15 protein-coding genes, 1 tRNA gene and 2 pseudogenes are annotated in these 15,332 nt (G+C 57.8%); 4 read left to right on the plus strand and 14 right to left on the minus strand.

The window, feature by feature from the left end; all coding sequences use genetic code 11:
• The 4 genes and pseudogenes from ABEA08_RS13770 to ABEA08_RS13785 all read left to right on the plus strand — a co-directional run.
• A pseudogene (locus tag ABEA08_RS13770) lies at nucleotides 1-188 on the plus strand (IS630 family transposase); the annotation flags it as partial.
• Between the two features lie 19 nt (nucleotides 189-207).
• Nucleotides 208-369, plus strand: a pseudogene (locus ABEA08_RS13775) (IS66 family transposase); the annotation flags it as partial.
• A gap of 346 nt (nucleotides 370-715) precedes the next feature.
• Nucleotides 716-792: transfer RNA gene (locus ABEA08_RS13780), tRNA-Trp, on the plus strand.
• A gap of 89 nt (nucleotides 793-881) precedes the next feature.
• Nucleotides 882-1,232, plus strand: a complete 351-nt coding sequence (locus ABEA08_RS13785; RefSeq protein ID WP_345335910.1) for a DNA polymerase III subunit psi — start codon at nucleotides 882-884, stop codon at nucleotides 1,230-1,232.
• Nucleotides 1,233-1,296: 64 nt separating this feature from the next.
• Here ABEA08_RS13785 and lipA read toward each other — a convergent pair whose 3' ends face one another.
• From lipA to leuS, 14 genes are all read right to left on the minus strand, one after another.
• Complete coding sequence (gene lipA, locus ABEA08_RS13790; RefSeq protein ID WP_345335911.1) at nucleotides 1,297-2,265, minus strand: lipoyl synthase; 969 nt, start codon at nucleotides 2,263-2,265, stop codon at nucleotides 1,297-1,299.
• Nucleotides 2,258-2,923 carry a lipoyl(octanoyl) transferase LipB gene (gene lipB, locus ABEA08_RS13795; RefSeq protein WP_345335912.1) on the minus strand — a complete coding sequence of 222 codons (666 nt, stop codon included), beginning with the start codon at nucleotides 2,921-2,923 and terminating at the stop codon, nucleotides 2,258-2,260. The genes lipA and lipB overlap by 8 nt, the downstream gene beginning before the upstream one ends.
• A 78-nt stretch (nucleotides 2,924-3,001) precedes the next feature.
• Nucleotides 3,002-3,265: a DUF493 family protein YbeD gene (gene ybeD / locus ABEA08_RS13800; RefSeq protein WP_345335958.1), complete on the minus strand. Its 264-nt coding sequence runs from the start codon at nucleotides 3,263-3,265 to the stop codon at nucleotides 3,002-3,004.
• 217 nt (nucleotides 3,266-3,482) lie between these two features.
• Nucleotides 3,483-4,649: a serine hydrolase gene (locus tag ABEA08_RS13805; RefSeq protein ID WP_345335913.1), complete on the minus strand. Its 1,167-nt coding sequence runs from the start codon at nucleotides 4,647-4,649 to the stop codon at nucleotides 3,483-3,485.
• Between the two features lie 86 nt (nucleotides 4,650-4,735).
• A complete protein-coding gene (locus ABEA08_RS13810) occupies nucleotides 4,736-5,527 on the minus strand; it encodes a septal ring lytic transglycosylase RlpA family protein (protein WP_345335914.1) in 792 nt (263 codons plus the stop codon).
• Nucleotides 5,524-6,489: a lytic murein transglycosylase B gene (gene mltB, locus ABEA08_RS13815; protein WP_345335915.1), complete on the minus strand. Its 966-nt coding sequence runs from the start codon at nucleotides 6,487-6,489 to the stop codon at nucleotides 5,524-5,526. The genes ABEA08_RS13810 and mltB overlap by 4 nt, the downstream gene beginning before the upstream one ends.
• Before the next feature lie 9 nt (nucleotides 6,490-6,498).
• Nucleotides 6,499-7,608, minus strand: a complete 1,110-nt coding sequence (gene rodA, locus ABEA08_RS13820) for a rod shape-determining protein RodA (protein ID WP_345335916.1) — start codon at nucleotides 7,606-7,608, stop codon at nucleotides 6,499-6,501.
• Entirely contained in the window at nucleotides 7,608-9,515 is a 1,908-nt protein-coding gene (gene mrdA / locus ABEA08_RS13825) for a penicillin-binding protein 2 (RefSeq protein ID WP_345335917.1), read from the minus strand. Before mrdA ends, rodA begins: the two co-directional genes overlap by 1 nt.
• On the minus strand, nucleotides 9,512-9,979 hold the full coding sequence (gene rlmH / locus ABEA08_RS13830) for a 23S rRNA (pseudouridine(1915)-N(3))-methyltransferase RlmH (protein WP_345335919.1): 468 nt from the start codon (nucleotides 9,977-9,979) through the stop codon (nucleotides 9,512-9,514). Before rlmH ends, mrdA begins: the two co-directional genes overlap by 4 nt.
• A 3-nt stretch (nucleotides 9,980-9,982) precedes the next feature.
• A complete protein-coding gene (gene rsfS / locus ABEA08_RS13835; RefSeq protein WP_345335920.1) occupies nucleotides 9,983-10,312 on the minus strand; it encodes a ribosome silencing factor in 330 nt (109 codons plus the stop codon).
• A gap of 38 nt (nucleotides 10,313-10,350) precedes the next feature.
• The gene (gene nadD, locus ABEA08_RS13840; RefSeq protein ID WP_345335921.1) at nucleotides 10,351-11,016 is read right to left on the minus strand and encodes a nicotinate-nucleotide adenylyltransferase; all 666 of its coding nucleotides are present in this window, start codon (nucleotides 11,014-11,016) and stop codon (nucleotides 10,351-10,353) included.
• Nucleotides 11,013-12,053 carry a DNA polymerase III subunit delta gene (gene holA, locus ABEA08_RS13845; protein WP_345335922.1) on the minus strand — a complete coding sequence of 347 codons (1,041 nt, stop codon included), beginning with the start codon at nucleotides 12,051-12,053 and terminating at the stop codon, nucleotides 11,013-11,015. Before holA ends, nadD begins: the two co-directional genes overlap by 4 nt.
• Nucleotides 12,050-12,556, minus strand: a complete 507-nt coding sequence (locus ABEA08_RS13850) for an LPS-assembly lipoprotein LptE (protein WP_425557368.1) — start codon at nucleotides 12,554-12,556, stop codon at nucleotides 12,050-12,052. Before ABEA08_RS13850 ends, holA begins: the two co-directional genes overlap by 4 nt.
• A 56-nt stretch (nucleotides 12,557-12,612) precedes the next feature.
• Nucleotides 12,613-15,192, minus strand: coding sequence for a leucine--tRNA ligase (leuS, locus tag ABEA08_RS13855; protein WP_345335924.1), 2,580 nt, complete (start codon nucleotides 15,190-15,192; stop codon nucleotides 12,613-12,615).
• Nucleotides 15,193-15,332 lie beyond the last annotated feature (140 nt).

Genomic DNA, 15,332 nt, shown 5'->3' on the forward strand with positions numbered 1-15,332 from the left:
ACTCACCGGAACTAAACCCGATGGAGCAGGTTTGGCAATGGCTACGGCAGCGGTGCCTCTCCAATCGGGTCTTCAAAAGCTATGACCACATTGTCGACCAGGTTGCAGATGCTTGGAACAGCTTTCGTAAAGATGCAGAACAAGTGCGGCATCTGTGCAGCAGGGAATGGGCCAGACTGACCAAATAGATAATGTAATTGGTATTAAGGCGTTTCATCGCACCATGGCGAACTGTTCCGGCAGCGGATCCTGTCTTTGGTAGAGACAGCCAAGCGGCTGAAACTCAATCCACTGGAGTGGCTTCAGCAGATCACTCGAGCCTGTATCGAGCAAAGTCCGTATCCGATACCTGAAGCCCTCAAGATCTAAGGTCAAGTCCACTCGGGTGAACGGTTACCTGAAGAAGAGGCTAAAGTGTAGCCGTCAGTTGGCGATTGCGGCGGAAGGCGTTCGGACGGCAATGCTATGGCAACAATTGCGCACTTTTTATGGGCGCGAATTGGGCCTGGCAGATGGGGTTTTATACCGATTCCGAATGTGTCGGTAGGAGCCGATACGGCTAATGATCCGCCAAGACAGTCAAATTCGATAGGTGAGCGACGGCTTTTTCAGCGTTTTGGTGAAGGGGTGTGTGTAAAGTGCGCAGTTGGTGTTTTTTGCAGGAAAAAGCCCTTTACCTTTGGCCGCCGATCCTTATAATCCCTTCTCGTTCTCAAGGGGTATAGCTCCAATTGGTAGAGCACCGGATTCCAAATCCGGGTGTTGGCGGTTCGAGCCCGTCTACCCCTGCCACTTAACGAAAAAGCCTGCACTGATGTGCAGGCTTTTTTGTATCTGCGTTTTGGACTTCCGCCCAAGGGTGGATATGGTAGTCTCAGAGCATGACTCAATTGAAACCTAATCAGCGCCAATTGGCGGCCTTGCAGCAGATGGGGATCACTACGTATGTGGTGTCACAGAAGCCTATTGAGTTGGCGCTGATCTCCGACGATCAAGCGATCTTGGGCTCCGCCTTGATCCAAGATGTGCTCCGAGCGCTGCAGTTATCTCAGGATGACTGTGTTGTTGTTGCGTCGGCGGAGGGAGTGAAGGCGAAGCGGTACTGGCAATTTAAGCACTATCTGCCGGTCACCAAGACGCACTTACACTCCGCTGACCTGGCGGTGTTGCAGCATGACCCTCACGCTAAGCGGCGATTGTGGCAGGGTGTGCAGCGCTGGTTGTCGATCTAAGGCCGTGAACGTTAAAAGGCGCACCGAGTCGGTGCGCCTTTTGTGTTTTTGAGGCTGAAATGGGTTATTTGACCTCTTTGCCTTGTGCTTGCAGATCGGCATGGTAGCTAGAGCGCACTAGCGGGCCGCACGCTGCGTGGGTGAAGCCAATGGACTCACTGTATGTCTTGAGCTCGTCAAATTCAGCAGGCGGCACATAGCGCTTCACAGGCAGATGGTGGCGGCTTGGCTGTAGGTACTGCCCGAGAGTCAGCATTTCCACCCCATGACTTCGGAGATCGCGTAACACCTCTCGGATCTCATCATTGGTTTCACCCAGCCCCATCATTAATCCTGACTTAGTTGGGACTTCAGGATGCTGCTGCTTAAACTTCTGCAGGAGTTCTAGTGACCATCGATAACTGGCGCCGGGACGCGCCATGCGGTAGAGCCGTGGCGCGGTTTCCAGATTGTGATTTAACACATCGGGCGGGTTGTCTTTGAGCAACTCTAGTGCCCGCTCGATACGGCCGCGGAAGTCGGGCACCAGGATCTCGATCTTGATGTGGGGGTTGAGGGCGCGGATCTCTCGGATGCAATCGGCGAAATGCTGGGCCCCACCGTCGCGCAGATCATCCCTATCAACCGAGGTGATCACGACGTATTTCAGTTTCATGTCACGAATGGTACGAGCCAGTTTGGTGGCTTCGTCGGGATCGGGCTTTAACGGTCGGCCGTGGGCGACATCGCAAAATGGGCAGCGACGGGTGCAGATCGCTCCCAAGATCATAAAGGTGGCGGTGCCGTGATTGAAACACTCCGACAGGTTAGGGCAGGAGGCTTCTTCGCAGACGGAGTGAAGGCCGTGTTTGCGCATGGCGTGTTTGACTTCATCGATGCGTTCGCTGGTCGGCGGTAGTTTGATCTTGAGCCAATCGGGCTTGCGTAGCATCTCGTCCCGGTTGCTGGGCACAACTTTGACGGGGATCCGTGCGACCTTGTCGGCGTCACGGAGTTTGACGCCGGGTTGCAGGCGTACTGGGGCTTCAGGCATGGAGCGCTCCCTCTTGTTGTAATATGGTTTGGTAGCCTAATCGGGTGGCGATGATCCGGGACAACTCCCGTCCTGCGCTGTCGACATTATCGGGCCCGCCAAGCTCTGCGGTTTGGACCATTTCCAGGCCAGCGTAGCCACACGGGTTGATCCGAAGGAAGGGGCTGAGATCCATGTTCACATTGAGAGCCAGGCCATGGTAGCTATAGCTGCCACGACTTTTGCGGCGGATCTTGAGTCCTAATGAAGCGATCTTGCGACCGTCAACGTACACCCCGGGGGCATCGGGTTTGGCTATGGCGTGGATCTGATGTGTGTGCAGCAGTTCGACCAAGCTTTGCTCGATCAGGGTGACAAGATCGCGCACGCCCAATCCGTGGCGACGCAGATCCAGTAAGGGGTAGGCAACCAGTTGTCCGGGGCCGTGGTAGGTGATCTGACCACCTCGGTCGACCGGAACCACCGGAATGTCTCCGGCGGCAAGCAGGTGCTCGGCTTTGCCGGCTTGGCCTTGGGTAAAGACCGGAGGGTGCTCCACCAACCAAAGCTCGTCCGGCGTTTGGTCATCACGTTGATCGGTGAAGTCTTGCATGGCACGCCAGATAGGCTCGTAGCTCTGGCAGCCGAGGTGGCGAATCTTCAGGGTATGGGCAACCAAATCAAAACCGCTCTTGGCCGGAAAAGTGTTGCCTGCATTATACCGGCGACCCAACTGAATGCCAGTTGGATCACGCTTTTAGAGGACTCCGCGAACCCCGTCAATCTTCGCCAGCTCCGTATACAGCAGTTCGATGTGTTCTTTGCTGGTGACGGTGCAGGTCACTGAAACGGACAGGTAGGTTCCTTTGGTCGAGGGCTTTTGGCTTGGGGTGTAATCGCCAGGGCAGTGCTGCTGCAGCACGGCGACGACACGGTCAGACAAGGTATCACAGGCCAATCCCAGCACCTTAAAAGGGAAGGCGCATGGGAACTCAAGCAGTTCATCAAATTTGGTGTTCATGGTGTTCATGGGCTCACTCCAGCGTAAATCAGATTGCCGCAATTTATGGGGGCGATTATATCAAAATTCAAGCCACAACTGGCTTTAAAGTGTACAAGGAGGGACCGTTTGACGATGATCCCTTGGCGTACATCCGAATATCAATGCGTTACTTCCGGGCAGTGGGAAATGAAAAAGGGCGATCATGTGATCGCCCTTACTGCCGTTACTGCGGCTCTTAATTAAAGAAAGACAAGAACAGCAGCTTGAGGTAGTCCAGCAGTTTGGAGAACAGGCTACCCTCTTCGACGTCTTCCAGTACCATCAGTGGGTAGGTCGCGATGTCCTGATCGCCCAGCTTAAAGTACAGAGTGCCCACCCGATCACCTCGGTTCAGTGGGGCTTTGAGCTCCTGGCTCAGTTCAAAGTCGGCCTTGAGTTGTTCGCTTTGGCCGCGGTAGATGGTGACCTGAGTGTCTTCAAGAACCCCCAGTTTTACCTCGGGCTTATCGCCGTAGTAGAGCTTTTGTGAAATGAACTCATCGCCGGCCTTGTATGGGCTGACGGTTTCAAAGAAACGGAAGCCGTAGTTAAACAGCTTCTTACTTTCTGCCTCACGGGATTGTGGGCTCTTTGCGCCCATCACCACGGCCACCAGGCGCATGTCACCACGGGTGGCGGAGCTGACTAGGCTGTAGCCGGCGTTGTTGGTATAGCCGGTTTTCAGGCCATCGACATTGAGGCTGCGATCCCACAGCAATCCATTGCGGTTGTGCTGACGGATCCCGTTATAGGTGAACTCTTTTTCAGAGTACAGCGAGTAATGCTCAGGGATGTCGCGGATGATCGCCTGACCCAGCAGCGCCATGTCGTAGGCGGTGGTGAGCTGGTCGTCAGAATCCAAGCCGTGGCTGTTGGCGAAATGGGTATCTTGCATACCAAGGCGCGCGGCCCAGGCGTTCATCAGATCGGTATAGGCTGACTCGGTACCAGCGACGTGCTCAGCGATCGCCACACAGGCGTCGTTGCCGGAGACGACCACCATGCCTTTGTACAGATCGGCCAGCTTGACCTGAGTCCCCACTTCGATCCACATCACCGACGAGCCAGGGAATTTTTTCGCCCAGGCATTTTCAGAGACGGTGACAACGTCATCCAAGGAGACGTTGTCACGATCGACTTCCTGACCCAGCACATAGGAGGTCATCATCTTGGTCAGGCTGGCTGGTGCACGACGATCGCTGGCGTTGTTTTCTGCCAGCACACGGCCGGTGTTGTAGTCCATCAGGACATAGGAGCCCGCTGCCACGGTGGGGGCGTTGGGGATCACCATCGGCGCTGCGACCAAAGAGGCGGAGGCCAAGAGAGTGGAAGCTGAAATTAAAGAGCGTTTAATTAAATTCATGTTTTCTGGACTTTGTTCGGTTGTTGGTGTGACCGATCCCGGCGCGATCTCTGCATAACAAAGACAGCGTAAGTGCGCCGAAAGTTTCAATTAACTGTTGGGCTGTCCGAGACGCGAAAGGCCTCGCTAAAGCCGGCTTGTTGCAGCCGATCCAGCCATTGCTGCGCAAGGTGGACGGTTTCAAAAGGACCTAACTGGAGTTTATACAAGCTATCTTGTTGAGTCACCCGCGCAGGCAGGGAATATTGCTGCGTGAGCTCAGACTGAAGTTGTTGCACTTGCGTTGCGTTGCTGCTTGCTGCCACCTGAATGTACAGGGATGCGTCAGGCTCCAACGGATCCGGCTGTGGCTGCAGATGGATGGCGTCGACTCGGACTCTGGCGGTGCCGGCATCGAGCATGTCGAGGTGCCAGGCGGCCGCGTAGGACAGATCGATCTCTCTATCGGGATGGAAAGGGCCACGATCATTGATCCTAACGATCAGCGACTTATCGTTGTCCAAGTTGGTGATCTTGGCATACGTAGGCAAGGGCAAGCTGCGATGGGCAGCGCTGAAGCTGTACATGTCATAGATCTCGCCATTGGAGGTGAGGTGACCATGAAACTTGGCGCCATACCAGGAGGCGATCCCTTCCTGACGGTACCCTTCTGCGCTGTCGAGCACCTGATAGTGGATCCCACGCACCTGATAATCGCGATTGCCGCCGCGGCTGTGCGGTTCATAGCGCGGCGTTGGCGGCTCGAGGTGCGCCAGGTCGGGGGCTTGCTTTGGCGCGGCATCCTGGTGCATCTGATAGCGCCCTTGCGGTGGGGCGCTGGTGCAACCGACCAACAGCAAGGTCAGGATCGTGCCACTGAGCAGCGAACGCGGCTTCATGGTTGACTCATGCCGTGTTTCAGTTGCTGACTGAATTGCCAGACTGCCATAGCGTACAGAGGACTGTGGTTGTAGCGGGTGATGGCATAGAAGTTGGGGTGAACCAACTGGTACTCAAACTCACCGTCCGCGATCTCCAGCTTGACCAGCCCCAGCTTGCCATGCAGCTCTGACTGCAGCTGGACGCCTGCGGCCTTGAGGCTGGCTGCATCCTGACTGAGACGCTTGCCATTCCACTGCACCGGGCCGATATCGGCGTTGGCGGATAGGGTAACGCGCTCAGTGACCGGCGCGCCGGCCTGCCAGCGGTGACGGGTAAAGTAATTGGCCACCGAGCCGATCGCATCCTCTGGGTTGCCGATCAGATCCCGCTTGCCGTCGCCATCAAAGTCGACCGCGTAGGCTTGATAAGAGGAGGGGATGAACTGGCCCAGCCCCATCGCACCCGCGTAGGAGCCTTTGGGCTCCGTCAGGCTCCAGCCCTGCTCCTGTGCCAATTGCAGGAAGTGACCGAACTCTTTGCGGAAGAAGGTCTGCCGGGGCGGATAGTGAAAGCCTAAGGTATACAGCGCATTGAGCACAGGATAATTGCCCAGATAGGTGCCATAGAAGGTTTCGACGCCGATGATGGCAACCACGATCTCTGGCTCCACGCCGTATTGCTCTGCCGCGGCTTCCAGAGTTTGCTGATGTTCCTGCCAAAAGCGCAGGCCAGCCTCAAGGCGTTTCTCGGTGAGAAAAATAGGGTAGTACTGGTACCAAGGCTTCGCTTCCCAGGGGCGGGTGATGGCATCAATGATGGCCTGATCCCGCTCGGCCAGCTCAAACGCTTGGGCCAGATATTCTTGGGTCAGTCCCTGCTGTTGCCAGTGGGCGATAAACTCGTTTTTGGCTTCGTTGGCCTGGGAGCACAACGCGGTGCCGCCCAATACCAATGCGGCCAGGATAGAACGTCCTGTCATAATGCGACCTTAACGGCTAATGAAGCGTCGATGGGTATGGATAGCCATGAGAATGCCAAAGCTGGCCATCAATGTCAGCATGGATGTGCCGCCATAAGAGACCAAGGGCAGGGGGACGCCCACGACGGGCAGCAAGCCCGAGACCATACCGATGTTGACAAAAATGTAGACGAAAAATGTGAGGATCAGCGAGCCCGCCAGCAAGCGGGAAAAGGCGGTCTGTGCTCGACTGGCGATCACGAGGCCGCGGCCGATGATAAACAGGTAGAGTGCCAACAACAGGATGATGCCGATAAAGCCAAACTCTTCGCCCAGTACCGCGAAGATGAAGTCGGTGTGTCGCTCAGGCAGGAAGTCGAGTTGAGATTGCGTGCCTTGCAGCCAGCCCTTGCCTTCGATCCCGCCGCTGCCGATGGCGATCTTTGACTGAATAATGTGGTAGCCCGCCCCGAGTGGGTCCTTTTCTGGATCCAGCAGGGTCATGACTCGGGTGCGCTGATAATCCTTCATCAAAAAGAACCAGAGCACCGGCAAAAACGCCAGTACCGCCGCCACACATACGCCGACGACGGCCCAGCTCATGCCGGACAGGAATAGGACAAAAACGCCGGAGGAGGCAACCAGGATCGAGGTGCCCAGATCGGGCTGGGAGGCGATCAGCAGGGTCGGGATCAGCAGGATCAGCGCCCCACCCAGCAGGTAGCGTTTCTTGGGGGGCAGCGGGAACTGGCTGATATACCACGCCATCATAATGGGGAAGGCCAGTTTCATCAGCTCCGAGGGTTGAAACTCCATAAAGCCCAAGTTGAGCCAGCGCTGCGCGCCTTTATTGGTTTCACCAAACAGGCTCACCATCACCAATAGTGCGATCCCGACAAGGAAGATCGGCAGCGCCCAGCGCCGGTAGATCTCCGGGTTAAATTGGGCCAGGACAAACATCACCAGAAACCCGAGCGAGGCGCGAACCAGTTGGCGCTCCAGCATCGCTTCGCTTTCACCGCTGGCGCTATAGAGCACCAATAAGCCATAGCCCATGAGCAGCAGCAAGCCACATAACAAGGGCAGATCCAGATGCAGTCGCATCCAGATATTGGGCTGGCGACGGGCGATCTCTGACATTATTCGGTTTCCTCAACAAGCTCGTCGACCCGATCCCATGGGGCGATGTAATCCGGATCCAGATGGTAATCAAACAGGGCACGGGCCACCGGGCCCGCATTGGCGCCACCCCAGCCGGCGTTCTCCAGGACAATGGCGATCACGATCTGGGGATCGTCAAAAGGGGCATAACCGACAAACAGGGCGTTATCGCGCAGGTGCTCTGCCACCTCTTCATCGTCGTAATCCGCGTCTTCGGCCAAGCCGAAAACCTGACCAGTACCGGTTTTTACTGCGGACTTATAGGGGGCATCGTTAAACTGGCGGTAGCCGCTGCCACCGGGCCGGTGGGCCGTCAGATACATGGCTTGTTGAATGTGTTGCCAAGACTCCGGACGCTCCAGCTCGAGTGGTGGACGCTCTTGCGGCAGTTGCTCCTCGAGTTGCTCCTCGACGGACAGCGCCTTGAGGAAGTGGGGAACAAAGCGGCGGCCGCTGTTTGCCAGGATGGTGGTCGACAGGGCTAATTGCAGCGGTGTCGCGGTCCAGTAGCCCTGGCCGATCCCGACGGAGATGGTGTCACCGATGTACCAGGGCTCTTTATAGCGGATCTGTTTCCAGTCGCGGGTCGGCATGTTGCCGCTGGACTCTTCGAGGATATCGACGCCGGTGCCTTGACCAAAGCCAAACTCATACATGAAGGCACTGATATCGTTGATCCCGGTGTTGTAGGCCAGCTCATAGAAATAGGGATCGCAAGATTGGGCGATGGCTTTGTTGAGATCGACCCAGCCATGGCCCCAGCGTTTCCAATCTCGGTAGCGTCGGTCAACCCCGGGGATCTGCCACCAGCCCGGATCCCAGATCTTGGTTTTGGGGGTGACGTGGCCCTTCTCTAAGCCCAGTAGCGCCAGGTGGGGTTTGACCGTCGAGGCCGGGGCGTATTGGCCCTGCGTCGCCCGGTTGATCAGAGGGCGGTTGTTGTCATTGAGCAGACGGCTGTAATCGTTGCTGGAGATCCCGGAGACAAACAGGTTGGGATCGTAGCTGGGGCTGGAGACCATAGCTAAGATCCCGCCGTCGCGCGGATCCATGGCGACAATGGCGCCACGGCGGCCTGCGATCAGGCGTTCGGCGTGTTGTTGTAAACCCAGATCCAGCGTCAGCTGCAGATCTTGCCCGGCTTCCGTCGGGGCGGCGTTGACCGTGCGGACAATGCGACCACGGTTATTGACCTCGACCTCTTGCATGCCGGGCTCGCCGTGCAGGGTGCGCTCATAGAAACGTTCGATCCCCTGTTTGCCGATGTTACGGGACGCGGCGTAGCGCGCGCGCTCGCCTTCCTGCTCAATGCGGATCTGGTCGTTATTGTTGATCCGCGCCACATAGCCCAATAGGTGAGTCAGGCTGGCGCCATGGGGATAGAAGCGCTCTAGGCCGGCCTCGACATAAAAGCCGGGGAAGCGGTGCTGATTCACGCTGAAGGCGGCAACATCGGTTTCACTGAGCTGGGGGATCACCGTTTGCGCCTTAAAGCGGCGTGAGACCCGCAGGCGTTGGCGCACCTGCTCCAGTCTGTCCGCGCTGAGGGGAAAAAAGGTGCTGATCGCATCCAGTTGGGCATCGAGATCACCGGCTTGCTCGGGGATCACCTCGAGCGAATAGACCGGACGGTTATCGGCCAGGAGCTTGCCGTGGCGATCGTAGATCAGACCTCGGTTGGGGGCGACCGGGATCAGACGAATGCGGTTGTCGTTGGAGCGGGTTTGATAGGCCGCGTGATCGTTGACCTGAATATTGTAGAGGTTGGTGAGCAACAGGCCGACGAGGGCGATGACGAAGAGAAAGCCAACGATGGCGCGGCGGGTAAATAGGGCCGCTTCGGCGGCGTGGTCGCGGAACGCGACCCGTTGCTTATAGCGTTTCATTCGCGATGATAGGGGTGATTATTGTTGATGCTCCAGGCCCGGTAGAGGCTTTCCGCCATCAATACCCTGACCAGCGGGTGAGGCAGGGTCAGGTTTGACAGCGACCAGCTTTGCTCTGCCGCGCGTTTACACGCCGGTGCCAGCCCTTCTGGCCCACCGATCAGGATCGCCACATCGCGGCCGTCCATTTGCCAGCGTTCCATTTGGTGCGCTAACTGTGGCGTATCCCAAGGCTTGCCCGGTATGTCCAAAGTGACAATACGGCATCCGTGCGTGTGCGCCAACATCGCCTCGCCCTCTTTTTCGAGGATCCGTGCTATGTCGGCGTTCTTACCCCGTTTCCCCGCAGGGATCTCCACCAGTTGCAGCGCCATATCCCGAGGGAAACGGCGCTGATACTCAGTGAAGCCGGTAGTGACCCAGCCCGGCATTTTGGTGCCGACGGCGATCAGTTTCAGCTTCATCGCTTATTCCGGACGCGCGGCCCAGAGCTTCTCTAGCTGGTACAGATCACGGGTCTGTTGCTGCATCACGTGCAGGATCACCGAGGAGAGATCCACCAGCGCCCATTCACCGGCGTCCTTACCTTCGACACCCAGCGGCATGTTGCCAGCGTCTTTGGCTTGCACGTAGACGTTTTCTGCGATGGAACGCACGTGTGTTTTGGAGGTGCCGGTACACACGATCATAAAGTCGGTGATGTCGGAACGGTCAGAGACATCCAGAACCACGACGTCGCGGCCTTTCATATCTTCAATTTTTTCAATAACAAAGTCTTTCAATTCGGTTGCTTGCACCCGATGTACCTCAAACTGGAAATGGACAAAGCCGCGTATTATAGCGGTTTGTGGCCTGCGCCACCATCGCCACGGGGATAGAGCTGGTGTTGCTCAATATAGGCGACCACTTGTGGCGGTAAAAGAAAGTGGGGCAGTTGACCTTGATTCAACTGCGCACGGATCGTACTGGACGCAATGTCCAGTAAGGTCGTGGGCTGGAGATAGATCCCGCCGCAGGCTTGCTGGCGCAGCTGTGCTGGCGCGCTTAGACGGTGTTGCTCCAGCCAGTGTTGTGCTTCGGAGTCCACGTCTAGGGCGTATCCGGGCCGGTGGCAGACGACAAGGTGAGCCAGCTGCAAGATCCGCTCCGGGCGGTGCCATCGATGAAAACTCAGCAGCGAATCCATGCCGACGATAAAACATAAGGTGCGCTCTGGTTGTTCTGCCTTGAGCTCCTCAAGCGTATCAACCGTGTAGGACAGGGTCTGGCGCTGCAGTTCGCGGGGATCGACACGCAGACCAGGGAGATCCGCCACGGCTAGCTGGGCCATGGCCAAGCGCTGCTCAGCGCTGACACCCGGGCTGGCTTTATGCGGTGGCAAGCGGTTCGGCAACAGGGCGATCTCATCCAAAGCCAAGGCTTGCTGAACCTCATAAGCGCAGCGCAGGTGGCCGTTGTGGATCGGATCGAAGGTGCCACCAAACAGGCCCAGTAGGCTCATGACAGACACTCCAGCGGCTGGTACTGGCCATCGAAGCGGGCGCACAGATCGGCCAACGCCAGCCATTGCGTCTCGTCATCGGCCCCTTCCGCCTTGATGGCGAGCTCCAGGCTACCGGTGCTCGCCATCGCCTCGGCGATCTGGCGATCGGTCAATCGACCCATCGCGCTGCTATAGAGCGGCTGGCGTTTGTCCCAGATCTTCGCGCTTTTCATGGCCGCATGGAGTGGCTCACCGGCCTGACGTGCGCGTGCCAGGGTGCATAACGTGGTGATCTCGCGACTCAAGGCCCAGCTGATCAGGGTCGGCGCAGTGCCCTCCAGCTGCAGTTGACTGAGGATCTTCATCGCCTTTTTCATCTGGCCGGCCAAGAGCGCGTCCACCAGCTGAAAGGCGCTGTAACGGGATTGATCCTCCAGCAGGCGTGCCAAGGTGGATGCTTCGATCCTTGCCCCGTCGCTGATCAGGCCCAACTGCGCCAGCGCCTGATCGGCGGCCATCAGGTTGCCCTCAAACAGGGTGCTGAAGTGGGTCAGTGCGTCTGGCGCGAGATTGAGCTGATGTCGGCGCGCCCGATCGCTGAGCCAGCGCTGGTAATGACGCCCCTCTGGGGTTAACGCTTGGACATACAGTCCGGCCTTGTCCAGCGCCTTAAACCATTTGCTGTTGCTGTGCTCACGTCCGGGCTTAGGGCCATGCAACAGGACAAAGGTGTCCTGCTGGTTCTCCAGCAGCGTGATCATCTCCAGCAGGGCGGCGGCTCCGTCAGTGCCGGGCTTGAGGGTCGGCAGCTCCAGCTCGATCAGGCGGCGGCTGGCAAACAGCGACAGCGCCTGACACTCCTGCAGCAGCCCCTGCCAGTCGAAGGGGGATTCTTGCACCAAGGAGAGGCGCTCCTCGACGCCACCGGGCCCCATCAACGTTTGTCGCAGGGTGTCACGGCACTCTTCGCGGATCAGGATATCGTCGCCAAACACCAGTAGGATCTGCGGCAATTGCTTGAGCTGTTGTGGCAGCTGGCTGGCAAAGATCTTCATGCGTCGCTGTCGGCGATCTGGGTCGCGGCCAGGGCGCGGAGGATCCGATCGGCGGCCTGCTCGCGCATCTCGCTCAGCAGCAATTCCAGCTCGCGATTCTTCGCCAAGGCGGTGCGGGGATCGTCCAGATAGTCACGACGGATCTCGATGTCAAACGGCTGTGGCTCCTGCTCGCCGACGGTGACAAAGAAACTGACGGCGTAGATCAGCTCATATTCCGCCACTTGGCCGGAGGGGAACAACGACAGAGTGGCGCGCTCGAGTCGATCATCGCCCAAGCGCAGTTGTGGCACTTCGGGATCATTGACCAGCTGGATGTTGTACAGGCGTAGACGCTCTTGCACCATGCGGTGCAGCTCGCCGTATTGATCTGAGCTGGTTAGGCGGATCTGCGCCAGCTCGTCGGGAAACAGGTATTGCCCCTGCAGGCGGAAACCGCAGCCGCTTAACAGGGTCAGGCTCAGGGCCAGAAAGGCGGTAAGAAGGCGTTGCGTCACCCTCATCTCCTCGTTGAAAAAGGGGAAAAAAGGCGCCCCTAAGGGCGCCCGTTTTGCTCGTCTTAGTTGGCGACGATGTTGAGCAGCTTGCCCGGTACGTAGATCACCTTACGCAAGGTCTTGCCCTCGGTGAAGTTCACCACGTTGGCATCCGCTAAGCCCAGAGCTTCCACCTCCTCTTTGGAGGCATCGGCGGCCACGGTCAGGCGTGCGCGCAGCTTGCCGTTCACCTGGACGATGATCAGCTTCTCCTCTTCCACCATGGCGGCTTCATCCGCCACAGGCCACAGTGCTTGATCGACATCGCCTTCGTTGCCCAGGGCGTTGTAGAGGGTGTAGCTGGTGTGCGGGATGATCGGGTACAACATCAGTACCACCGCATCCAGCGCTTCTTGCATCAGGGCGCGATCGTTGTCGCTCTGCTGCGGAGCTTTGATCAGCTTGTTCATCAGCTCCATCACGGCGGCGACCGCGGTGTTGAAGGTTTGACGGCGATCAAAGTCATCGCGCACCTTAGCCATGGTCTGGTGCAGGCTACGACGCAGGGCCTTCTGATCTTTGTCCAGGCTGGCCACGTCCAGCGCCGGGGCTGCGCCCTTGCTGGTGTGCTCGAAAGCCAGTTTCCACAAACGCTTCAGGAAGCGGTGTGCCCCTTCGACGCCGGACTCCTGCCACTCCAGAGTCAGCTCAGGTGGCGCGGCAAACATCATAAACAGACGCACGGTATCGGCACCGTACTTCTCGGTCATCTCTTGTGGATCGATGCCGTTGTTCTTGGACTTGGACATCTTGGTCATGCCGGTGTGGACCAGCTCACGGCCGTCCTTATCGGTGGCCTTGGTGATCGCCCCTTTGCCGTCGCGCTCCAGGGTCACCTCATTCGGTGCAACCCAGACACGCTGACCGTTGTCGCCGACGTAGTAGAAGGCATCACACAGTACCATGCCCTGACACAGCAGACGCTTGGCCGGCTCGTCGGAGTTGACCAGGCCCGCATCGCGCAGCAGCTTGTGGAAGAAGCGGAAGTAGAGCAGGTGCATGTTGGCGTGCTCGATCCCGCCGATGTATTGGTCTACCGGCAGCCAGTAGTTGGCCTTGGCGGGATCCAGCATCTGATCATCGGTGCCCACGCTGGTGTAGCGGGCGTAGTACCAGGAGGACTCCATAAAGGTGTCGAAGGTATCGGTTTCGCGAGTCGCTTTTTGGCCGTTAACCGTGGTTTCGGCCCAGGCTTTGTCGGCCTTGATCGGCGAGGTCACGCCATCCATCACCACATCTTCCGGCAGGATCACCGGCAGATCTTCAGCTGGGATCGCGACGGTATCGCCGTTCTCCAAGGTCGCCATTGGGATCGGGGCGCCCCAGTAACGCTGGCGTGACACACCCCAGTCACGCAGACGGAAGTTGGTGGTCTTGTGGCCTTTGCCCAGCTCACCCAGCTTGTCGGCGATGGCGTTAAGCGCGCCGTCAAAGTCCAGGCCGTCAAATTCACCGGAGTTAAACAGGGTGCCTTTGTCGGTGTAGGCTTGCTCGGAGATATCCAGCTCGCCTTCCAGCGGCTTGATCACCGGCTCAATGGCGATGCCGTATTTGGTGGCAAACTCGTAATCGCGCTGATCGTGCGCCGGTACCGCCATCACGGCACCGGTACCGAAGCCCATCAGCACGAAGTTGGCGACATAGATAGGCACGTTTTTGCCGGTCAACGGGTGTACCGCAAACAGGCCGGTGGCCATGCCTTTCTTCTCCATGGTAGCCAGCTCAGCTTCGGCCACCTTGGTGTTTTTGCATTCGTTGATGAACTCGGCCAGCTCGGCGTTGTTAGCCGCAGCTTGCTCTGCAAGCGGGTGACCGGCGGCCACGGCGACGTAGGTGACGCCCATGACGGTATCGGGACGGGTGGTGTAGATCGCCACAGACTCGTCAGAGCCGTCCACGTCGAAGATCATCTCAATGCCTTCGGAGCGACCGATCCAGTTGCGCTGCATGGTTTTCACCATCTCTGGCCAGCCTTCCAGCTGATCCATGTCACCCAGCAGTTGATCGGCGTACTCGGTGATCTTCACAAACCACTGTGGGATCTCTTTTTGGACCACTGGGGTGTCACAGCGCCAGCAACAACCGTCCGTCACCTGCTCGTTAGCCAGTACGGTCTGATCGTTCTCACACCAGTTCACGGAGCTGGTCTTCTTGTAGATCAGGCCTTTGTTGTACAGCTCGGTGAAGAACCACTGCTCCCAGCGGTAGTAATCCGGCTTACAGGTCGCCAGCTCACGACTCCAGTCGTAGCCAAAACCCAGCATCGCCAGCTGGCCTTTCATATACTCAATGTTGTCGTAGGTCCAAGGCGCTGGCGCGGTCTTGTTGTTGATCGCGGCGTTTTCCGCCGGCAGGCCGAACGCGTCCCAGCCGATCGGCTGCATCACGTTTTTGCCTTGCAGGCGCTGGAAGCGGCTGATCACATCACCGATGGTGTAGTTACGGACATGGCCCATGTGCAGGCGGCCACTTGGGTACGGGAACATGGACAGGCAGTAGAATTTCTCTTTGCCTTCCTCTTCCTTAGCGATAAAGGTTTCGTTCTCTGCCCAGTGCTTCTGCACCTGAGGCTCGATCTGTGCGGGATTGTATTGCTCTTGCATCGACACGTCTGGAGTCCACTTGAAATTTTGATTTCGGGCAGGGAATGGCCCATAAAGATCTGCATAGAATAACGCAGGAGCCGGATAAGCAACAACCAAGACTTAACCGGATTTTGCACCAGCCCCAAACCTGGGAGGCG

Source organism: Ferrimonas pelagia (assembly GCF_039543565.1).
Classification (GTDB): domain Bacteria; phylum Pseudomonadota; class Gammaproteobacteria; order Enterobacterales; family Shewanellaceae; genus Ferrimonas; species Ferrimonas pelagia.